The sequence below is a fragment of the Novosphingobium sp. HR1a genome (genome assembly GCF_015594425.1).
Classification (GTDB): domain Bacteria; phylum Pseudomonadota; class Alphaproteobacteria; order Sphingomonadales; family Sphingomonadaceae; genus Novosphingobium; species Novosphingobium resinovorum_A.
Window position 1 is genome coordinate 120,228 of sequence record NZ_JABXWS010000090.1, and the last position, 20,697, is coordinate 140,924.

Consider the following 20,697-nt stretch of genomic DNA (forward strand, 5'->3'; position numbering starts at 1 on the left):
GCAAGTGGCGGAGCGTTCATTCAAGAAGGAAGTCCTCAAGCTCACCGCGGGTGAGGGCGAGGTCTTCACCGGCGAGGGCATCCTGGCGGTCACCAAGGGGCTGCTGCAGTCGGGCGTGGCCTATGTCGGAGGCTATCAGGGCTCGCCGATCAGCCACCTGATGGACGTCTTCGCCGATGCCAACGACTTGCTCGAAAGCCTCGGCGTCCATTTCGAGGCGAGCGCCTCGGAAGCCACCGCGGCGGCGATGCTGGCGGCCTCGGTCAACTACCCCTTACGCGGCGCGGTCGCGTGGAAATCGGTGGTGGGGACCAACGTGGCGTCGGACGCGCTGTCCAACGTCTCGTCGGGCGGCGTTACCGGCGGCGCGCTGGTGATCGTGGGCGAGGACTACGGCGAAGGCTCCTCGATCATGCAGGAGCGCACGCATGCCTTCGCGATGAAGTCGCAGATGTGGCTGATCGATCCGCGCCCCAACCTGCCCAGCATCGTCGACTCGGTGGAGCAGGGCTTCCGCCTCTCCGAAGCCTCGAACACGCCGGTCATGCTGCAGCTGCGCGTGCGGTCCTGCCACATGACCGGTTCGTTCGTGGCGAAGGACAACGTGCGCCCGCCGCTGACGGTGGGCGAGGCGGCCGCCAGCCCGGTGCGCGATACCGACCGCATCGTGCTGCCCCCTGCGAACTTCCTTCACGAAGTCGAGAAGATCGAGAAGCGCTGGCCCGCAGGCATCGCCTATGTCCGCGACAACAAGCTGAACGAGTGGTTCGGGCCTGAGGAAAGCGAAGAAGGCATCGGCCTGATCGTGCAGGGCGGCCTCTACAACAACCTCAACCGCGCGATGGAACTGATCGGGCTGGCGGACTCCTATGGTGTCAGCAAGCTGCCGATCTACTGCCTCAACGTCGTCTATCCGATCATCCCCGAGGAAGTCGCCGCGTTCTGCAAGGGCAAGCGCGCAGTGATGATCCTGGAGGAAGGCCAGCCCGAGTTCATTGAGCACGAACTCAACACGCTGATCCGCCGCGCGGAGCTGGACACCCGGATCGTCGGCAAGGACATGCTGCCGCGCTCGGGCGAGTACACCGCCGACGTGATCCGCAAGGGCCTGGCGAAATTCCTCGAAGCCTATGCGCCCGCGCTGGCCCCGCAACTGGAAGCGGCCAACCCGCTGCCCGCACCCGTGGCCAAGGAAATCCCGCAGCGCCCGGCGGGCTTCTGCACCGGCTGTCCGGAGCGCCCGATCTTTACCGCGATGAAGCTGGTGGAGCGCGAGCTTGGCCCCACCCATGTCTCGGCGGACATCGGCTGCCACCTGTTCTCGATCCTGCCGCCGTTCAACATCGGCAACACGACGATGGGCTATGGCCTCGGCGCGGCGGGTGCCTCGGCGTTCAAGCCCAAGGAAGGTGAGGGGTCAAAGCGGTCGATCGCGATCATGGGCGACGGGGGCTTCTGGCACAACGGCCTGACCTCGGGCGTCGGCAATGCGGTGTTCAACAAGGACGACACCGTCACGATGATCATCGACAACGGCTATTCGGCGGCCACCGGCGGTCAGGATATCCTGTCGTCGCGCGCCGAAAACGCCAATCGCGTGACCAAGAACCCGATCACCAAGGCGGTGCGCGGTGTCGGCGCGAAGTGGGTGCGCGAGACGCATCGCACTTATGACCTCAAGGGCATGACCTCGATGCTGCGCGAAGCGCTGACGACCGAGGAGAAAGGCCCCAAGGTCATCGTCGCGCAGTCCGAATGCATGCTCAACAAGCAGCGGCGCGAGAAGAAGGCGACTTCGGCGAAGCTGAAGGCGGGCGAGCGCGTGGTGCGCGAACGCTTCGGCGTCGACAGCGACACCTGCACCGGCGATCACAGCTGCATCCGCCTGTCGGGCTGCCCGTCGCTGACGATCAAGCCCAACCCGGACCCGCTGCGGCAGGACCCGGTGGCACATGTCGAGAATTCCTGCGTGGGCTGCGGCCTGTGCGGCGAGGTGAGCCATGCGGCGGTGCTGTGCCCCAGCTTCTACCGCGCGCAGATCGTCGCCAATCCGGGCAAGTTCGAACGCTTCAAGGCGAAAGTCAGCGGCGCGATCATGGCCCGCTGGCAGGCCGGCGCCGACAAGGCCCGCGCGGCGCGGGCGTTCTGAAGCCATTCCTCCCCGTTGCGCAGCAATGGGGAGGGGGACCGCCGACGCAGTCGGTGGTGGAGGGGGCGGAACCCAGCCCGTCCCCTCCGTCAGCCCTGACGGGCTGCCACCTCCCCATCGCTTCGCGACAGGGAGGATGAAGCAAGAGAGTGAGAGACACCACCATGACGATCGCCAACGAAAACCGCATCACCATCGCCATCCTCGCCCTCGGCGGACAGGGCGGCGGCGTGCTGGCCGACTGGATTCAGGAAGTCGCCCGCGCCGAGGGCTGGCTGGCGCAGGGCACTTCGGTCCCCGGCGTGGCGCAGCGCACCGGCTCGACCGTGTACTACGTCGAACTGGCGAAGCCCGACGGATCGGGCCGCCTGCCGGTGATGGCGCAGATGCCGATGCCGGGCGACGTGGACGTGGTTGTCGCCTCCGAACTCATGGAAACCGGTCGCGCACTGCTGCGCGGGTTCTCCACCGCGGGGCGCACGACGCTGATCGGCTCCACCCACCGCATCTACGCCATCGGTGAGAAGCAGGCGATGGGCGACGGCCGCGGCAACGGCGAAAAGATCATCGAGGCGGCGTACCAGCGCTCGAAGCGCTTCATCGGCTTCGACATGGACGCCGCGACTGACCGTTCGGGCAGCGTCATCAGCGCGATCATGTTCGGCGCGCTGGCGGGCAGCGGCGGCTTGCCCTTCGCGGCCGACACCTATCGCGCCGCGATCGAGCACAGCGGCATCGCCGTGAAGAGCAACCTCAAGGGCTTCCAGGAAGGCTTCGACCGCGCCCAGCAGCCCGTTGCCAGGCCGGATGAGATCACGCACGACCTCCCCGTGCCGACCACCGAGCAGGGCCGCGCGCTCGCCGCGCGCATCGCCGCGAACCTGCCCCCGCCCGCGCAGGCCAACGCCCTGCACGGCGTCGCCAAGCTGATGGACTGGCAGGACGGCGCCTATGCCGCGCTCTACCTGGATCGCCTCGAATCCGTCGCCGCGCTCGATGCCGCGCCGTTCGAACTGACCGCCGAGACCGCGCGCCATCTGGCGCTGTGGATGGGTTATGAAGACACCATTCGCGTCGCCGACCTCAAGACGCGCGCCAGCCGCATCACCCGCGTACGCGGCGAAGTGAAGGCGGGCGACGAGCAGATCCTTTCGATCACCGAATTCATGCACCCGCGCCTGCAGGAAGTCTGCGAGACGCTGCCCGCCGGGATCGGCCGCCGCATCCTCGCCAGCAAGGGCCTGACGAAGCTGCTCGGCCGCTTCTTCACCGAAGGGCGCCATGTCGAGACGACCGGCTTGCGCTGGTTCCTGGCGCTGCGCACCGTTGCGGCGATGCGGTCGATCCGCCCGCGCTCGCTGCGCTACATCGAGGAGCAGGAGCGCATCGAGCACTGGCTGGAACTGGTGCGCACCGAGGCAGCCAAGGACCGCGAACTGGCGCTGGAACTGGTGCTCTGCCAGCGGCTGATCAAGGGCTACGGCGATACCTTCGAGCGCGGCCTCGGGAACTTCCAGCGCATCGTTGCCGAACACGCCCGCGCTCCCCGGGATGCGGCAGGCATCCGCACTTTGCGCGAACTGGCGCTGGCGGACGACAAGTCGAGCGGGCTGACCGAAGCCCTCGCAGGTTAATGGCCGTATCGGGGCGATCCTTGCGGGATCGCCCCGATACGCTCAGTTCCCGGCCCGCTTCGCGCTGTCCCTGAAGGACAGCGCGAACACCACCGCGACCACGGCGGCCAGTGCCGAGGGGATCAGCCAGAAGCCGGTCCAGTCGACCTCGTGCCCGTTCGTGCCGCCGCTGTGCGCGACGTAGACGGCGTTCGCCAGCAGGCTGCCGATGATCGAGCCGACACCCCAGGTGACGAGCGCCAGGAACGACTGCGCGCGGCCCCGCGTCTCGGTCGGGAAGCGCTGGTCCACCCAGATCTGTCCGGCGACGAGGAAGAAGTCGAAGCACACGCCGTGCAGCGCCAGCGCGACCAGCAGCATCGGCATATGCGGGCCGCCCGCGTCGAAGCCGAAGGCGAACAGCGCATAGCGTGCGGTCCATGCCAGCATGCCGACGAGCAGCACCGTCTTCATCCCGAACCAGCGCAGGAACAGCGGCAGCAGCAGCAGGAAGCCGACTTCGGAAACCTGCCCGATCGTCTGCACCCCCGCCGCCGCGCCGACGCCCACGCCGACCAGGAACGGGTTGGCATAGGCGTAGTAGAAGCTCAGCGGGATCATCAGCAGCAGCGAGCAGCCGATCAGCGCCCAGAACGAGCGGTCGCCGCCCTTGATCGCGTCCAGACCCAGCAGTCCGGCAAGGCCCACGCGCTTCGAGCTGGCGGCCGGAGGAGTGGCGGGCAGCGTGAAGGCATAGAGGCCGTAGAGCACCGAAACCCCGGCCGCCATGCGCAGGGGTAGCGCGGTCTCCTCCGCACCCAGCCAGCCGACGAGCAGGCCCGCCACGATCCAGCCGATGGTGCCCAGCACGCGGATCGCGGGAAACTCCTTCGCGGTGTCAGTCATCGCGGCGAAGGCGATCGCGTTCGACAGGGCTAGGGTGGGCATGTAGGCCAGCAGCACGCCGAGCGTCAGCGCGAAGACGAGGCCCGGGTCGCTCCCCGCAAGCGACAGCGCGAGCAGCGCGCCGCCGCCCGCGAGATGCAGCACGCCGACGACTTTCTGCGCCGAGAAGTAGCGATCCGCGATCGCCCCGACGAACAGCGGCGACAGGATCGCGGCCCAGCCTTGCGCGGAAAACATCGTGCCGATCCATGAACCCAGTCCGGCATGCATGAGGTAGCTGCCGAACGGCACCCACCACGCACCCCAGACGAAATACTGAAGAAACATCATCAGCGAGAGGCGCACTCTTGTGCCGATGTCCATTGTCCGGTTCCCCTTTCTTGTTGCGACGCCAATCGTCTCTCCCGTGCCTGGCGCCGGGCACCGGATATTCCGTCGATGGCACTGCGTTCATGCCAGCTCAAGCGGAAAGTGAATTCTGAATTGGCGTGAATGAGAATTTAGTTTATGACTGAATTATCGAGATCGAGTGGCGCCCCGTAAGCGACCCTGCCGGGGGTGGCGTGAGGGTGCAGGAGGTATAATGCAGCTATCGAACGATGTCTTGTCGCATCTTGCGGGGCGGCCTCAAAATCGCCGTTCTGCGCTGCGTGCAGGACTTCTGGCGATGGAAGCGCTGGGCTGCGCGGCGCTGCTGGGAGGTGCGGCGGCATGCTCCGGAGAGGTTGCGGAGGGCGTCGAGCAGGGCGCGATGGTGGGCGTTCTGCTGGGACTGGTGATTCCCCAAGGGGAGACATCCGGAGCCGGAAACCAGGGCAATGTTGAATTCGTTTTGCGCGCGGTCGATGCCGGGCTCATGGGCACGCCGCGCGATACCCTTGCCCGCCTGGCCCAGGCGCTGGACGGCGAAGTGCCGGGGCTTTTTGCCACAGGCGGCTTCATGGACCAGTCACAGGCACGGCAGGCCGCGATCCTGGGCGAGTACGATCGCAAGGTCTTCGCCGCGCCGATCGCATTTCCGAGCCCCTGGTTCACGGCCAAGGCACTGATCCTGATGGCCTACTACACCTCCGAGGCCGGGGCGAGCGGCCAGCTCGATTACGAGATCGCTCCCGGTCGCTACGACCGCGACGTGCCGGTGACGCCTGCCTTCAGGCCGCTGTCGAACGACTATTCCGCCAACTCCATCAAGAAGAAGATCGCCGGATAATGAGCGGAGCATTCGATGCCATCGTCATAGGCTCCGGGATCACCGGGGGCTGGGCGGCCAAGGAACTGACCGAGCGCGGCCTCAACGTCCTCATGCTCGAACGCGGCCGCATGATCGAGCACCAGTCGGGCTACACCAACGAGACGACGCCGCCATGGGAACTGCCGTTCCGCGGCTTCGGCGACCCGCAACTCAACGCCAGCGACTACGCAGTGCAGAGCAAGGGCATGGGTTTCACCGAATGGTCGCGCGACCATTTCGTCAACGACCGTGAGAACCCGTACCAAACCACCGCAACGGACCCTTTCCAGTGGCGCCGCGCCTATCAGTTGGGCGGCCGCTCGCTGGTATGGGGGCGCCAGTGCTACCGCTGGGGCGACCTCGACTGGGGCGCCAACGCGCGGGACGGGCACGGCACCGACTGGCCGATCCGCTATGCCGACATCGCGCCGTGGTACGACCACGTCGAAGGCTTCATCGGCGTTTCCGGATCGCGCGAGGGACTGGATCAGTTGCCTGACGGTGTGTTCCAGCCGCCGATGGACCTTAATGTCGTGGAGGCGGCGCTCAAGGAGCGGATCGCCGAACGCTGGCCCGAGCGGCGACTGATCATGGGCCGCAGTTCCAACCTGACCGAGGCAAAGGGCGACCGTTCGCATTGCCAGTACCGCAACATCTGTTCGCGCGGGTGCTCCTACGGGGCCTATTTCAGCACGCAGAGTTCGACGCTCCCCGCCGCGCGCGCCACCGGGCGGCTGACGCTGGTGACTGACGCGGTGGTTGACAGCCTCGAATACGATCCCTTGAACAAGCGTATCAGCGGCGTGCGCGTGATTGATGCGAAGACCCGCGCCCGCACGATTTACCGTGCCAACGTGGTGTTCCTGTGCGCGGGCAGCGTCAATTCGATCAGCGTCCTGCTGCGCTCCGCCGACGACGCCAATCCGCACGGCCTCGCCAATTCGAGCGGCACGTTGGGACGTTATTTCATGGACCATGCGCTGGCGATGTCGGTCGTCGCGCGCATTCGCGGCTTCGAGGGGCATGCTTATTATGGCAACCGCCCGGTGGCGATCGTCATCCCGCGCTTCGTCAATCTCGACGGGCAGGACCGCGAGATGCTGCGCGGCTATTCCTATCAGGGCAGCGCGACGCGGCGGGGCTGGGCGGACGGTATCGGCACGCCCGGTATCGGCGGCGGCCTCAAGGCGGCGACCAGCGGTCCGGGTGACTGGACGATGCTGCTGGGCGCCTTTGCCGAATGCCTGCCGCAGGCGCACAACCGCGTCACGATCGACCATGGCAAGGTGGACAGCCTCGGGATGCCGCAGACCCGCATCGATTTCGCCTATGGCGACAATGAGCGTAGGCTGGTGAGCCATGCTCTGGAAGAGGCCAAGGCGATGATCGGGCTGATGGACGCCGACATCCTCTCGGAATCGGCGGAGGTCGGCTCCGGCGGCGGTGCGGTGCACGAGATGGGCGGCGCGCGCATGGGCCGCGATCCGCGCACTTCGGTGCTCGACGCGCACAACCGGGCGCACGACATCGCTAATCTCTACGTCACCGATGGTTCGGCGATGGCCTCCAGTGCGTGCCAGAACCCGTCACTGACCTACATGGCGCTGACGGCCCGCGCGGCGGCGCATGCGGCGGAGCAGGTGAAAGGCGGGGCGCTGGCGGTTCCGGCCTGACGGCTCCTGTCGCTGGAGGCGCCTCAGCGCCGCTCCAGCGTCTCGCGCTGTGCCAGCCATAGCACCGCCGCCAGCGAAAACGCCAGGCTCGCCGAGCCCATGGCGATGGTCATGCCGAGCTTCTGCGCCAGCGTCGCGGTGATGAGCGGCGCGAAGAAGCTGATGATCCGGCCCCAGTTGAAGATCGAGGCGGCGGTGGACTGCAGGTGCGGCGGGTACAGTTCGGCTAGCCACGGTCCCCAGGTCACGCTGGAGCACAATGCTGCGCCGTAGACCAGCCCGATTAGCTGCAGCATCAGCACGTCGGTCGGCGCCAGCAGGTAGGCGATGATGGCGGCGGCGGCGATCAGGAAGCCGATCGCATTGAAGCGGCGGCCGAAGCGGTCGGCCGTCCAGCCCCAGAAGAAGCCTCCGGCGATGTTGCCCGCGAACTGCCAGGCCACCAGCTTTCCGGCCGTCGCCGCGTCGAACCCGCGTTCGCCGGAAAGGTACGTGGTCAGCCAGCCGCTGTAGGCCGCGTAGCCGAAGAAGTTGAGGCCGGTCATCGCTGCCAGCATGAGCGTCTGGCGGCGCACGTCGGGCGCGAAGAGTTCGCCGATGGGCAGCTTCGCCGCGCGTTCGCTGGCCATGTCGATCGGAGAACGCGCGGGGATCAGCCACAGCACCATGAGCGCCAGCGCGAACGTCGGCAGGCCCCCGATCCACAGCAGCAGCTTCCAGTCTCCCGGCGCCACCGCGCCCATCGCCAGGCCGAGCGCGACGATCGAGAAGCTGAAGAAGGCGTTCATCGTCCCTGCCAGACGTCCACGCAGCGAGGGGCGGAAGAGGTTCACATAGATGCCCACGCCCACCGGAAAGCTCGCGCCTGCGAAAGCACCCAGCAGGAAACGCTGGACCAGCAGCATCGGATAGCTGCCGACCGCCGTACCCGCGATCAGCATCGTGCCGTAGCCGAGCACGACCAGCGCGAAGATCCGGCGACGGCCGAAGCGGTCGGCGATTTGCCCGATCAGCACCGCGCCGATCAGCGCACCTGCGCCTTGCGCCGAATAGGCCGATCCTGCCTCCAGCAGCGAGAGGTTCAGCGACGCGCGAATGAACGGGCGCAGCACGTCCACCGTGTTCCAAGCCCAGCCGTAGAGGAATTCGCAGGCGAGCAGCAGCGCGAAGATCGCCACCTGCCGCCCCATGCCGGGCATGGGGAGACGCGCGGCCCGATCGACCGGCTCGGCTTCGATGGCGACGTCAGGGGCGACGTCAGGCGCGAGAGGGGCGATGATGGGCATGCACGGCTCCGGTCATGGTTGGAGTGTGGCGGAAGTAGGGGCGGGGCCGCGCCTTGCACGCGGCCCTGCCTTGCGCATTTCGGGTGCTGAATTCAGGCAGCCGCCTGGATCGCCGCCAGCTTGAGCTGCACCAGCATCGACAACTCGTCGTAGACCACCCATTCGTCGACGATCTTGCCGTCCTTCACGTGGAAGTGGGTCACGCCCATCACGAACAGGTGATGCCCGGTTGGCGCGCCGAGAGAGCCGTAGCCGAGGTGGTGGCCGTCCATCACCCAGCGTACCGCGTACTTGGTGCCGCCTTCCTCGCTGTCGACCGAGGCGATGTGCTGCGGCACGAACGAGCAGTCGGGCAGCAGCGCGACGAGGCGCATCGTCTGGTGCAGCACCGATGCCACGCCGTAGAGTTCGCGCATCAGCGGCCCGTGCCACTGGCAGTTGGGCGCGTAGATATCGTGGATCTTGCCGAACATGCGCTTGTTGTAGATGTGGTGCAGCCATTCGAGCAGCTGCTCCTCGCCCGCATTGTGCGCGATCGACAGGTCGGCCTCGCTCTCGGGCGGGTACTGGCCGAGCAGGCGGCGGTTCTCGGTGAGGTCGAGTACGGTTTCGCCCAGATCGAACTTCTTCTGCGCGATCCCCTGCGCGAAGACGTGCGGATCGAGGCCGACCTGGATCAGCGGACCCATGTTGTCGCGCACGATCCACTCCTTGTAGATCTTGTTCTCCAGGATCATGCAGTCGGCGACGGTGCGGGTGCAGTAGGTGCGGCCCGTCGGCTTGCCCCAGGAACCCGGCTCGGTGTGGCGACCCAGGCCGTGCGTCATGTGGCTGGTGTAGAAGCCGTTCACGTCGTCGCCGTTCCAGATCACCTGCTGCGCCATGCCGCGCCGGTCGGGGAATTCGACAAGGCGCTGGATGGTGTCGCGGATGTGCGTCTCGCGATCGTACATCGTGCCCATCGTGGTGTAGGCGACGCAGTTATGCGTGTAGTGCGTGTAGATCAGGCCGACGTCGCGCTCGTCCCAGATGCGGTGGGTGCAGCGGATGATGTAGTCGACGATGTCGGTGTAGCATTCGTCGAAGCCGCGCATCGACTGCACGCGCTTGCGCCCCTCGGGCACCAGCTGCGTGAAGTCGCGCCGCTCGACCTGCAGGACGCGGCCCGTCTCGCCGTCGCTGGGAGCAATGTCGGTGCGCGGTGTTGCGGGCTTCTTGGGGGCTTGGGTATCAGTCACGTGACCTCCGTGGGATGATCTTGATGATGCTATGCGAGCGTCCGCACGTGCGCCAGCCAGTCGGCCAGCGTGCGGGCGCACAAATCGGGACATTCGAGCGGCAGGAAATGCCCTGCATCCGGCGCGATCACGAGTTCGGCATCGGGCAGGCCCGCCGCCAGTTCGCGCTGCAGTTCGGGCGGAGCGATGCGATCCTCGGCCCCGCCCAGCACCAGTGCGGGCATGCGCATGATGGGCAGCAGCGGCCGCTTGTCGGAACGGGTGAGGGCAACTTCGGTCTGCAGCGCCAGCGTGCAGGGCGGCTGGCTTTGCGCCATCGCCACGATCGTCGCCTTCAGCGCGCTGTCATGGCGCGCCCCGGCCGCGACCGAGCGCTCCCACAGCACTTCGCCGACCAGCACTCCCGGATCGGTCGTGGCGGCGGCGCGGCGGTCGGCGTGATCTGCCTCCGGTACGTCGCGCCCGTTGGCGGCGATCAGCGCCATGGCGGTGATCCGCTCGGGCGCGAGGGCCGCCATCTCCAGCGCCACGATCGCCCCCAGCGAGAAGCCGACCGGAATGAAGCGCCCGGAAACCTGCGAAAGCGCCCGTTCGGCCAGCCCCCGCGCCGATGCCACGCCGGTCATGTCGCAATGGACCACCGGTCGCCCGGCCAGCGCCGCATGCCGCAGCATCGGCGCGAACACCCGCGCGTCGCACAGCGTTCCCGCAAGCAGGACGAGCGGCAGACCGTCGGCATCGTTTCGTCCAGTGGCGGACATGGTCAAGCTCAGCTCCCCGTGGGACCGTCTATCTGGTCCTCTCGATCAATTTTCGTGCCGCAGGCGCGTCATGGCTTGCGCTGGCGGTGTCCATGACGTACCACGATTGAATTCGAATGCAAGCGTGATTCATGAAATCCGAAAAGGTAGAGGAAAGCGCTCCGCATCGAAGACCCTATTGAGGAGTATGACGTGACCGAGTGGACTCGCGAAGCGATGGCCCAGCGCCTCGTGCGCTACGCAGACCTCGTGCCTTGCCGCACCGCCTTCATCGATACCCGCACGCCGGGTTCGACCGAGAAGGAGAACTTCACGATCATCGGCGCGGGCGTGTCCGAAAGCGCCGACCAGTTCGTCCACATCACCGAGCCGCACGGCTTCAACGTCGGCGCTGCCCGCCAGCCAGAAGGCTGCGTCAACTCGCAGCACAGCCATGAGACGGCGGAAGTCTTCGTCGTCCACTCCGGCCACTGGAGGCTTATCTTTGGCCCCAACCGCGAGGACGGCACGCTCGACATCGCGCCGGGCGACGTCTGCTCGGTCCCTACCCGCATGTTCCGCGGCTTCGAAAAGCTGGACGAGGGCGTCGGTTTCCTGTGGGTGGTGCTCGGCCAGGACGATCCCGGCAAGGTCACGTGGGCGCCCGCTGTGTTCGAATCCGCCGCCGACTTCGGCCTCAAGCTGACCAAGGGCGGCACCCTGATCGACACCAGCGACGGCGACTACACCTTGCGTGAGGCCGAACTGGAAGCCCCGCTGAGCGAGGACGACCTGGCGCAGCTGCGCACGCCCCCGCTCGAAAAGCTGGCCGAATGCGTGGTGCGCTTCGCGGACGTCGCCGCCAACCCGGCCTCGCCGCTGGCCGCACCCGGCGTCGAGGAAGCCGGGCTGATCGTCCCGCAGGCGACCGCAGACGGCTTCGCCCCCGGCCCGATCAGCGGTTGGTGGGCGCACGGCTTCAACTTGCGCCTGCTGACGCTCCAGACCGGCGCCTACGTGCCGCGCCACAGCCGCCGCGAGGTGGAAGTGATCTTCGTTCACTCCGGCACGCTGGAAGTGAGCTGGGACCACGGCGAAATCCTGATGGGCGCGGGCGACACCCTGACCGTGCCAGTAGACCTGCCCCGCGCCCTGCGCAACACCGCCTCGGTCCCTTGCGTGGCCTACGTGGTGCGCGGCGGCGAGGACGTCGCGCGGCCGCTGTTCGAGTCTGGCGCCGCAGCCTGATTTTCAGGGAACACCCGCGTCGCCCGGTACATCTGCATGGGTCGGGCGATGTCTTCTGGCCTGCCCGGCGTTCCCATCCGCGCCGGGCAGGCTCCTTGTTGCTCTGCACAGGGCGGCTTCGGCCAGCGACGATCGCCCTTTCCGGAACTGGAGGGTGGTTTGCGGACAGAGACCTGCTAGGCATGCCGCGATGAGCAACAAGCTAGCCGGCTGCGTCGAGGTCGATGGACTTCAGTATGAATGGGAACTCCGCAGCGAGCCGCAGTGGGGCGATGCCGATGGCTGGCGGGGGATGACCGTTGCCCTGCTGCGCAGGCACACCAAGCGCGGCGCCCTGCTGGAATTCCCGGCGCCCAAACGGCTGCTCAAGGGCATGCAACGAGGGCGCCTTCAGATCGGCGATGCGATCGTGGTGCGGGGTGTACGGGCCGCATTGCTGGCGGGATGGGACCCCGATTCCCGCGGCAAACCCATGGTGTTCACCGTCGATGCGGAAGGCAACTAGGCCGCGATTTCCCGCAGATCGCCCGAAGTCTGCAGGCTTCGCACCCGTGTTGCCTCGTTCGCAAGATCGGGTATGGCGGCATCGGCAAACCAGCAGGCGGATACAATGGCAGCACCTTCGATCGACGAGCAACGCGAACACTTCGCCTATTGCGTCCAGCTTTTTGGCGGCACCACGGCGTTCTCGCGCCGCATGGGCATAGACGAGCGGGCGATCCGCCGTTTCATCAACGCCGAGCGTCCCCTCGGCGCCGGGCTTCTGGCGGATACCGCGAAGGCCTTGCGCAAGCTCGCGGCCGAAGCGGCCGCTGCCGGACAGGAAATCGAAGCGGCGCTGGCTGCGGGGCCGGACGTTTCGTAACGGGTTCGCGGCGCGCGAACCGGGCATTTTCCTACAGCCGGGTGGGTACGGTATTCGTCATGAATGCCGTTTTCCACTTCGCCCGAGCTAGCACGCCGCCTTCCGACTAGACCTTGCAAGGTGACACCTTCGAGGTCGCAAGGTGACACTTCCAGCGTTCAAGGTGACACCTTTTCCACACAAGGTGACACATCTGGCGCACAAGGTGACAGCTTCCGCCGCAAGGTGACACCTTTTCCTCCAGGACTGTGTAAACCGTGTAAACCCTGTCACCTTGCGCGGCCGGACACGCGAAGGGCGGCCCCGGTCACCCGGAGCCGCCCTCACATCGCGACGGTGGGTGTCAGGCGGGCTGCTTCAGCCGGTCGAAGCGGATTGCGGCGGCCTTCTGGTGGCCTTCGAGGCCCTCGCTGCCGCTCTGGCGGATCGCCGGCGGGGCGACGGCGGCGACGGCCTTGTCCTCCAGCCACTGGTGCGTGGCGATCTTGACGTAGGAGCCGACCCACAGGCCGCCGGTGTAGCGCCCCGCGCCCATCGTCGGCAGGGTGTGGTTGGTGCCCACGTTCTTGTCAGAATAGACCACGCTGGCGTTCTCGCCGATGAACAGCGAGCCGTAGTTGCGCAGCTTCTTGGCGAAGCCGTGCGGGTCGGCAGTGTGGACCTGAAGGTGCTCGGCCGCCACGAAATCGGAATAGGCGATCATCGCCGCCTCGTCGGCGCAGAGCACGACTTCGCCGTAGTTCTCCCAGGATTCCGCCGCGACCTTGGCGGTGGCGAGGGTCTGGAGCTGGCGCTCCACCTCGCGCACGGTCGCCTCGGCCAGCGCGCGGTCGGTGGTGATGAGGCCGACGCGGGTGCGCACGTCGTGCTCGGCCTGGCCCAGCAGGTCGCAGGCGATCAGTTCGGGATCGCCCGAGGCATCGGCGACGACGAAGATCTCGGAAGGCCCTGCCAGCTGGTCGATGCCGACGGGGCCGAAGACCTGCCGCTTGGCCTCGTTCACGAAGGCGTTGCCGGGGCCCATGATCTTGTTGACCTGCGGCACGCTCTCGGTGCCGTAGGCCATCGCCGCGATCGCCTGCGCGCCGCCGATGCGGAAGATGCGGTCGGCGCCCGAAAGGTGGCAGCCCGCGATCATCGCGCGGTGGGCATTGGGCGGCAGGCAGGCGACGACTTCGGCGCAGCCCGCGACCTTGCCCGGAACGATGGTCATGATCGGCGCGGAAAGCAGCGGGAAGCGGCCGCCGGGCACATAGGCGCCGACCCGGTCGATCGGGATCACCCGGTGGCCGAGGTGCAGGCCGGGGATCGGCTCGATCTCCAGCGGCAGGATCGTGCCCAGCTGCGCCTCGGCGAAGCGGCGCACGTTGTCGATCGCGAATTCGGTGTCGGCGCGGGTCTGCGGGTCGAGTTCGTCGAGTGCGGTCTGACGCTCGGCCGAGCTGACCTCGAAGCGGTCAAGTTCGGCCTTGTCGAACTGCGCGGAGTAGCGGCGCACGGCGGCATCGCCTTCGGCGCGCACGTCGGCAAGGACGCGGGCGACCAGGCCGGCGACGTCACCACTGTCGGTGATCTGGTCGCGCGCGGGCGCCTTGATGTAAGTTGTGGTCTCGGAAAATCCGTGCGGCGCATCGGTCATGGAAGGGCTCCCGTTGGACTGGTCTGGATGGGTCGGTCTGGGCGACGGGATGCAGTTTTATTGCATTCGAATTCAAATGTCACGCAGCAAAACGAGCGCCGCTGTTGCGTTGCATTTGCGGTGCCGCCTTTACGTCGCTAGACCGGGGTTTCGCGCCAAGTTACGGACGTTCCATGCCAAAGCCTCGATCGACCAAGAAGCTCAAGTCCACCGGAATGGAAGACGGTCGCCGTCCCACGTCCTACGACGTGGCGCGCATCGCGGGGGTTTCGCAGTCAGCCGTATCGCGCTGCTTCGCCCCGAACGCGTCGATCGCGCCTGCCAAGCGCGAACTGATTCTCAAGGTCGCGGCGGAAATCGGGTACAAGCCCAATGCGCTGGCACAGGCTCTGATCTCGAAGCGGACCAACATCGTGGCGGTCATCATCGCTGCGCGCACGAACCTCTATTATCCCGAAGTCCTGGCCGAACTGGGCGCGCGGCTGAGCGAGAAGGACTTTCGCGTGCTGCTCTTCGCATTGTCACAGGAGAGCGAGGTCGATGGCGTGCTGGACCAGATCTGGCGACATTCGGTCGATGGCGTGATCTCGGCGGCGCGCCTGTCCACGGCGCAAGTCGCGCAGTTCGCCGAGCATCGCGTGCCGGTCGTCCTCTATAATCGCGTTGCCAGCGGTGCCGCCTCGGTGCGGTGCGATTCGGGGGAGGGGGAGCGCGATCTGGTCGGGCGCCTGCTCTCGGCGGGGCATCGGCGCTTCGGCCTGATCTCCGGCCCGCTGGACAACTACGTCGGCGAGGAGCGCCGCAGCGCCGCGCTGATGGCGCTGTCCATGGCCGGGATCACCGAGGTGCCCGAAGTCCGCGGCGACTTCACGTACGAGAGCGGCCATGCGGCGATGGCAGAACTTCACGCCAGAGGGTGCGAGGCGATCATCGCCGTCAACGACATGATGGCTATCGGCGCGATGGACGCGGCGCGAATCGATCTGGGTCTGTCGGTGCCGCAGGACTTGTCCATCGTAGGCTTCGATGGTTCGGGTGCATCGAGACTCGGTGCATACGACCTCACTACGGTCCGTCAGCCCGTGCGCCGGATGACCGAGGCGGCCATCGAGCTTTTAATAAAGCGTATCGAAGATGCCTCCGCTCCGCCTGAACAGCGATTGTTCAGTGGTCAGATGGAGGCGGGAAGCAGTGCGCGAATTTCCGTAGAAGGCTATTGAATTATTATTCATTACGGAAGTGATATATTTTGATATTTCGATTGATGTACCGATAATACCTCAAGTTTTTATAAAACATCGTCAAATATCGCATCTTGTCTTACTTAAGGTAAATGGTTCTCAAGTATATACCCGCTCGATCACGAAATGACTTCGAATGCAAAAATTCATGGACAGAGGGGCGGGTCGCAGATACCTTTCCTGGAGTTCGAGGGCATTTGAGGGATGAATATGCACACTCGTTTGATCCAGGGAGTTTCGTTGGCGGCGCTGGTTTTCGCGGCGGCGCCCGTCATGGCGCAGGACGCCAAAACCACCACTACCGTGCCTGCGGCGGATGAATCCGCGAATTCGGCGGGCGATATCGTCGTTACCGCGCAGCGGCGCAGCGAGCGTCTGCTCGACGTTCCGGTTGCCGTCACCGCGCTCTCGGGGGATGCCCTGCAGCGGCTAGGCGCGCAGAACGTGTCCAAGGTGGAACTGGCGACGCCGGGCTTCACCTGGGGGTCGCAAGGGTCGGACTCGTTCCCGGCGATCCGCGGCGTGCGCACCAGCCTCGTCAGCGCGCAGACCGACCCGGTCATCGGGTTCTACCTCGACGGCGTCTACCAGAGCCGCACCCAGCAGCAGAGCATTCCGCTGTTCGACATCGCCCGTGTCGAGGTCCTGCGCGGCCCGCAAGGCACGCTTTACGGACGCAACACCTTCGGCGGCAACATCAGCGTCGTGACGTCCGATCCGACTGACGAATTCGCGGCCGGGGTCAACCTCGACAGGGGCAACTTCGATTCCGCCCGCATCGACGGCTTCGTCAACATTCCCGTCAGCGACACCCTTCAGGTGCGCGTGGCCGGGGTGTTCCAGCGCCATGACGGCTACGTCAAGTCGACGACCCCGGGCATCGTGCTCAACGACCTGAACGAGAACGCGCAGCGGGTCTCGCTCAAGTGGAAGCCCGACGACCGCCTCGAGGTGACCATCCATGCCGGGACCTGGCGCCGCGACGATGCAGGCGCGGGCTCCTACGGCTACAAGACCGCCGGTACGCTCATCAACACGTCCACCGGCTACCAGTCGATCAATGGATCGGGCGTGGCGGTGAACCCCTCCGTCCCCAATGGCAGCCCGAACCTGGCGGGCCGTGACGTGGGCACCCCTGTGACCGGCGGCGCCTGGACCAACGACTGGGATTACCAGCCGTTCGAGCATGTCGCCGAAGACTACGTTTCGGGCAAGATCGCCTATGACCTCGGCTTTGCCACGGTCAGTTCGATCACCGGCTACACGCACTTCACCGCTCACCGCAGCGCCGACAATGACCAGTCCAGCAAGGTCTTCGAAGCCTATGGCTACGGCTCGGGCATCCAGGAGCCGAAGACCCGCTCGAAGGCGTTCTCGCAGGAAGTGCAGCTTGCCTCGAACAGCCGCACGCCGCTGGAATGGATCGTCGGGGCCTACTACCTCAAGGACGACATCTTCGAGACGTACCAGCAGAAGGTCACCGCGCCCGGCGCTACGACCAACGGCTTCCGTGCGGACTCCGACATCGGCGTCGAGGCGCTCGCCTTCTATGGCCAGGCCAGCTACGCGATCGTGCCTGACAAGCTGAAGCTGATCGGCGGCATCCGCTATTCGCACGAGAAGAAGAGCTTCGTCTTCTCCGACTTCGCCGACGCGCCGCCGAACACCTACGATTTCACGACGCCTTATGTCGTCACCAGCGGCTCGCCCAGCTTCAACAGCTGGACCTGGCGCGCGGGCCTGCAGTACACCGTCGATCGCAACACGATGATCTACGCGACGGCATCGACCGGCTTCGCATCGGGCGGCGTCAACGACAGCGGTGGCAATCCGCTGATCCCGCAATCCTACGCGCCGCAGAAGGTGGACGCCTACGAAGCGGGCTTCAAGAGCCGCATCCTGGGCGGACTGGGCCAGTTCGAGGCCTCGGTGTTCTACAACAAGTTCAGTAACCTGCAGATCAACATCTACACGCCGCTGGTCTCGTACTTCGGCTCTGCCGGCAAGGCGCGCAGCTATGGTGCCGAGATGGCGCTGCGGCTGAATCCGGTACAGGCGCTGCACATCGATGCCACGGCGGCGCTGATGAATGCCGAGTACACCAGCTACATTAGCGGCAACAACTTCTACGGACTTTCCGATGGCACCGATCCGGTGTCGCTCAACCTGAAGGGCAACCGCATTCCGCAGTCGCCCAAGCTGAAGACGACGCTGGCGGTATCCTACGACATCGATCTGGGCACGGCGGGCATGTTGTCGCCGATGGGGTCGTGGCTGCATTCAAGCAGCTACTACACCACCGACCGCAACACCGTGCTGGACCGTCAGGGCAGCTACGACAAGTTCGACGCCTCGCTGCGCTGGAGCAGCCCGGACGATCGCACCTACGTCGAAGCCTATGGCGACAACCTGAGCAACCAGGCGGTGCTGCTGAGCGGCGTGATCGGTCGCCGCCAGCGCATCCAGGTGTCCTACGCGGCACCGCGCACGTACGGCATCCGCGTCGGCACCAAGTTCTGACGATGGCAGGGAAGGGGGAGGCGGGAGCCTTCCCTTTCACGGCGTGAAGAGGCGGCGCTTTCCCGGCGGGGAAGGCGCCGTCTTCCTTGTTTGCCGGGTTGCGAATGCCCTGCCTGCTCACCGTTCGTCATTGCGAGCGCAGCGAAGCAATCCAGGGCGGCTCAAGACTGCTCTGGATTGCTTCGCTGCGCTCGCAATGACGAGGGGCGGGGCGAGGGGTAGGGCGAACCTCGATCGGCGACCAAAGCGCGTTCGGTCAAGCCTGCTCGATCATGCGGGCGAGATCGAACAGCAGCTGTTCGCGGCCCGTCGGAGCCAGCAGTTCCACACCGACAGGGCAGGTCTGCGCGCCCGCCGGAACGCTGATCGCGGGCCAGCCGGTGCGAGGCGCCAGTTCGGGAGCCCAGCCGACCTTGGGATTGCCCAGACCCTCGGGAATGACGCGCAGGGTCGGGTGGAACAGCCCGTCGAGGCGGTGCTCCGCCATGGCCCGCAGCAGGGTGTCGGTCAGGCGGCGATGAGCGGCAAGGACAGCCTGCGCCTCTTCCGCGCTGCGCGACAGGCGATCGAGGATCACCGGGCGGTATTCCGGAAGGAATCGGCCGCCTTCGAGCAAGGCGGCGAGGCTTTGCGGTGCGGTCCCGGCCACGAAATTGCGGGCAAGATACGCGTCGAACGCGGCCGCGAATTCGACGTCGACGATATGCGGACCGGCCAGCATTTGCGCGATATCGGGGATCGCGAAAGGATCGACGAGTTCGGCCCCGCCGTCCGCCAGTTTTCGCAAGGCGCGTTCGCAGGCGGCGATCACCCTCGGGTCGGTGCCGAAGGCGGCGCGCAGCACGCCGATGCGCGGCGGCGCCCCGGTTTCTCCCGCAGGGATCTTGCCGCCCATCGCGAGATAGAGCCCGCGGGCATCCTCGACGGTGCGGGCGATCGGGCCGATGGTGTCGGTGGATGGGGCCAGCGGCGCGACGCCGTCCAGCGGCAGCATGCCATGCGCGGGACGCAGTCCGACAAGGCCATTGCAGGCCGCCGGAATGCGGATCGAGCCGCCGGTATCGGTGCCGATCGCGGCGCTCGCGAAGCCGCGCGCGACTGCGACCGCCGATCCGCCGCTCGATCCGCCCGCCGTCGTGGCCGGGGCAAAGGGGCTGAGGACGTCGCCGCCGAGCGAACTGCGCGATCGCACTTCGAAGGAGAACTCGGACAAGTTGGTCTTGCCGACGATGACGGCCCCGCCATCGACAAGCCGGTCGATCACCGTGGCATTGGCGAGCGGCATCGCGGCTTCGAGCGCGAGGCATCCCGAACTGGTCGCCATCCCTGCGATGTCGATGTTGTCCTTGATCGCCAGCACCATGCCGTGGAGCGGCCCCACCGGCATCCTTCGGCGCATGGCCGCGTCCGCGTCGCGCGCCGCCATGCGGGCGTGCGGGTTCAGCGCCAGCATCGCATTCCAGCGATGATCCTCGGCGCCGATGCGGTCGAGGCAGGCGTCCAGCCTTGCCTCCACGTTGCCCGTCGCGGGATCAGGGCCTGTCGCGAGATCAGACGGCAACGGACCGGCGCGCCCTGTCGAGAAGGTCTGCGGCGCCCTGCAAAAGGAAGCCATGGTCGGAGCCGAGCAGGAACAGGCTGGCGCCGCGTTCGTGCCAGTGGGTCACGTCCTCGATCCGGCTGAGGAACATGCCGACCGCCCGGCCATTCCTGCGCCCCGCGTCGCAGATGCGCTCGACGGCGGCGACGACGCGTTCATGGTCCTGGCTGGCAAGGCCGTAGCCCACCGTCAGGTCCACGCGGCCGACGAACAGGCAGTCGATGCCGTCGACGCGGGCGATCTCGTCGATGTCCTCGACCGCTTCGGGGTCTTCGATCTGGGCGATGGCCACGGTTTCGCGCTCGCTCAGGCGCAAGTGGTCGGCCATTGGGCGCGTCGTGTAGCAGGCCGCGCGGGTGGAGCCGGCATAGCCGCGCCCTCCGGCGCCGAAGCGGCAGGCGCGGGCGAAGGCGGCGGCTTCTGCGGCATTGCGGATATGCGGCGCGACGACACCGGTGGCGCCGCAATCCAGCGCATTGAGCACTTGCTCCGGCGTCGCTACCGGAATCCGCACGAGGCTGGGCATGCCGATGGCGCGGGTCATGGCTACGCAGCCGTCGATGGTCGCGCGGTCGAACGGCGCATGCTCGGCATCGAGGCAGAGGCAGTCGAGGCCGGTGAGCGACAGCACTTCGGCGACGATCGGCGAGGGTGTCTTGACGAACGTGCCGACCAGCAGTTCGCCCGAGGTCAGCCGTTCACGGAACGCGGGCGTGTTCAAGACAGAGCCCGGTGGCATTCGCGGTGC

Annotated in this window: 16 protein-coding genes; 9 read left to right on the plus strand and 7 right to left on the minus strand. The window is 66.5% G+C overall.

Going from position 1 to position 20,697, the window contains the following annotated elements; translation table 11 throughout:
- Positions 1-4: 4 nt before the first annotated feature.
- Both HWN72_RS31920 and HWN72_RS23630 read left to right on the plus strand, forming a co-directional pair.
- On the plus strand, positions 5-2,149 hold the full coding sequence (locus HWN72_RS31920) for an indolepyruvate ferredoxin oxidoreductase subunit alpha (protein WP_036525166.1): 2,145 nt from the start codon (positions 5-7) through the stop codon (positions 2,147-2,149).
- 149 nt (positions 2,150-2,298) lie between these two features.
- Positions 2,299-3,783: an indolepyruvate oxidoreductase subunit beta family protein gene (locus HWN72_RS23630; protein WP_289357117.1), complete on the plus strand. Its 1,485-nt coding sequence runs from the start codon at positions 2,299-2,301 to the stop codon at positions 3,781-3,783.
- Positions 3,784-3,825: 42 nt separating this feature from the next.
- Here the strand turns inward: HWN72_RS23630 and HWN72_RS23635 are convergent, their stop codons facing one another.
- The gene (locus HWN72_RS23635; RefSeq protein ID WP_036525164.1) at positions 3,826-5,031 is read right to left on the minus strand and encodes an MFS transporter; all 1,206 of its coding nucleotides are present in this window, start codon (positions 5,029-5,031) and stop codon (positions 3,826-3,828) included.
- A 220-nt stretch (positions 5,032-5,251) separates the two neighbouring features.
- Here HWN72_RS23635 and HWN72_RS23640 point away from each other — a divergent pair, with 220 nt between their 5' ends.
- A complete protein-coding gene (locus HWN72_RS23640; RefSeq protein WP_081798965.1) occupies positions 5,252-5,878 on the plus strand; it encodes a gluconate 2-dehydrogenase subunit 3 family protein in 627 nt (208 codons plus the stop codon).
- Entirely contained in the window at positions 5,878-7,572 is a 1,695-nt protein-coding gene (locus HWN72_RS23645; RefSeq protein ID WP_008828941.1) for an FAD-dependent oxidoreductase, read from the plus strand. Before HWN72_RS23640 ends, HWN72_RS23645 begins: the two co-directional genes overlap by 1 nt.
- Before the next feature lie 23 nt (positions 7,573-7,595).
- Here HWN72_RS23645 and HWN72_RS23650 read toward each other — a convergent pair whose 3' ends face one another.
- The 3 genes from HWN72_RS23650 to HWN72_RS23660 form a co-directional block, all read right to left on the minus strand.
- On the minus strand, positions 7,596-8,858 hold the full coding sequence (locus HWN72_RS23650) for an MFS transporter (RefSeq protein ID WP_008828942.1): 1,263 nt from the start codon (positions 8,856-8,858) through the stop codon (positions 7,596-7,598).
- 92 nt (positions 8,859-8,950) lie between these two features.
- A complete protein-coding gene (locus tag HWN72_RS31925) occupies positions 8,951-10,096 on the minus strand; it encodes an ester cyclase (protein ID WP_211151556.1) in 1,146 nt (381 codons plus the stop codon).
- A 29-nt stretch (positions 10,097-10,125) separates the two neighbouring features.
- Positions 10,126-10,857, minus strand: a complete 732-nt coding sequence (locus HWN72_RS23660) for an alpha/beta fold hydrolase (protein ID WP_248006289.1) — start codon at positions 10,855-10,857, stop codon at positions 10,126-10,128.
- Positions 10,858-11,049: 192 nt separating this feature from the next.
- Here HWN72_RS23660 and HWN72_RS23665 point away from each other — a divergent pair, with 192 nt between their 5' ends.
- From HWN72_RS23665 to HWN72_RS23675, 3 genes are all read left to right on the plus strand, one after another.
- On the plus strand, positions 11,050-12,084 hold the full coding sequence (locus HWN72_RS23665) for a cupin domain-containing protein (protein ID WP_008831448.1): 1,035 nt from the start codon (positions 11,050-11,052) through the stop codon (positions 12,082-12,084).
- A 190-nt stretch (positions 12,085-12,274) separates the two neighbouring features.
- On the plus strand, positions 12,275-12,589 hold the full coding sequence (locus tag HWN72_RS23670) for a hypothetical protein (RefSeq protein WP_008831447.1): 315 nt from the start codon (positions 12,275-12,277) through the stop codon (positions 12,587-12,589).
- 105 nt (positions 12,590-12,694) lie between these two features.
- The gene (locus HWN72_RS23675; protein ID WP_036525343.1) at positions 12,695-12,949 is read left to right on the plus strand and encodes a hypothetical protein; all 255 of its coding nucleotides are present in this window, start codon (positions 12,695-12,697) and stop codon (positions 12,947-12,949) included.
- 343 nt (positions 12,950-13,292) lie between these two features.
- Here HWN72_RS23675 and hisD read toward each other — a convergent pair whose 3' ends face one another.
- The gene (gene hisD / locus HWN72_RS23680; RefSeq protein ID WP_008831445.1) at positions 13,293-14,588 is read right to left on the minus strand and encodes a histidinol dehydrogenase; all 1,296 of its coding nucleotides are present in this window, start codon (positions 14,586-14,588) and stop codon (positions 13,293-13,295) included.
- Positions 14,589-14,761: 173 nt separating this feature from the next.
- Between hisD and HWN72_RS23685 the strand changes: the two genes are divergently transcribed.
- Positions 14,762-15,808, plus strand: coding sequence for a LacI family DNA-binding transcriptional regulator (locus tag HWN72_RS23685; protein ID WP_211151558.1), 1,047 nt, complete (start codon positions 14,762-14,764; stop codon positions 15,806-15,808).
- Positions 15,809-16,069: 261 nt separating this feature from the next.
- The gene (locus HWN72_RS23690) at positions 16,070-18,349 is read left to right on the plus strand and encodes a TonB-dependent receptor (RefSeq protein ID WP_036525149.1); all 2,280 of its coding nucleotides are present in this window, start codon (positions 16,070-16,072) and stop codon (positions 18,347-18,349) included.
- 256 nt (positions 18,350-18,605) lie between these two features.
- Here HWN72_RS23690 and HWN72_RS23695 read toward each other — a convergent pair whose 3' ends face one another.
- Together HWN72_RS23695 and HWN72_RS23700 are read right to left on the minus strand one after the other, a co-directional pair.
- Positions 18,606-19,910 (minus strand): amidase, encoded by a 1,305-nt coding sequence (locus tag HWN72_RS23695; protein ID WP_069709365.1) that lies wholly within the window; start codon positions 19,908-19,910, stop codon positions 18,606-18,608.
- On the minus strand, positions 19,900-20,670 hold the full coding sequence (locus tag HWN72_RS23700) for an HpcH/HpaI aldolase/citrate lyase family protein (RefSeq protein WP_008828982.1): 771 nt from the start codon (positions 20,668-20,670) through the stop codon (positions 19,900-19,902). Before HWN72_RS23700 ends, HWN72_RS23695 begins: the two co-directional genes overlap by 11 nt.
- Positions 20,671-20,697 lie beyond the last annotated feature (27 nt).

Coding starts and splice junctions, on each gene's coding strand:
- HWN72_RS23635 (WP_036525164.1), bottom strand. CDS start 5,031: ATGGACATCGGCACAAGAGTGCGCCTCTCGCTGATGATGTTTCTTCAG.
- HWN72_RS23640 (WP_081798965.1), top strand. CDS start 5,252: ATGCAGCTATCGAACGATGTCTTGTCGCATCTTGCGGGGCGGCCTCAA.
- HWN72_RS23645 (WP_008828941.1), top strand. CDS start 5,878: ATGAGCGGAGCATTCGATGCCATCGTCATAGGCTCCGGGATCACCGGG.
- HWN72_RS23650 (WP_008828942.1), bottom strand. CDS start 8,858: ATGCCCATCATCGCCCCTCTCGCGCCTGACGTCGCCCCTGACGTCGCC.
- HWN72_RS23660 (WP_248006289.1), bottom strand. CDS start 10,857: ATGTCCGCCACTGGACGAAACGATGCCGACGGTCTGCCGCTCGTCCTG.
- HWN72_RS23670 (WP_008831447.1), top strand. CDS start 12,275: ATGAGCAACAAGCTAGCCGGCTGCGTCGAGGTCGATGGACTTCAGTAT.
- HWN72_RS23675 (WP_036525343.1), top strand. CDS start 12,695: ATGGCAGCACCTTCGATCGACGAGCAACGCGAACACTTCGCCTATTGC.
- hisD (WP_008831445.1), bottom strand. CDS start 14,588: ATGACCGATGCGCCGCACGGATTTTCCGAGACCACAACTTACATCAAG.
- HWN72_RS23685 (WP_211151558.1), top strand. CDS start 14,762: ATGCCAAAGCCTCGATCGACCAAGAAGCTCAAGTCCACCGGAATGGAA.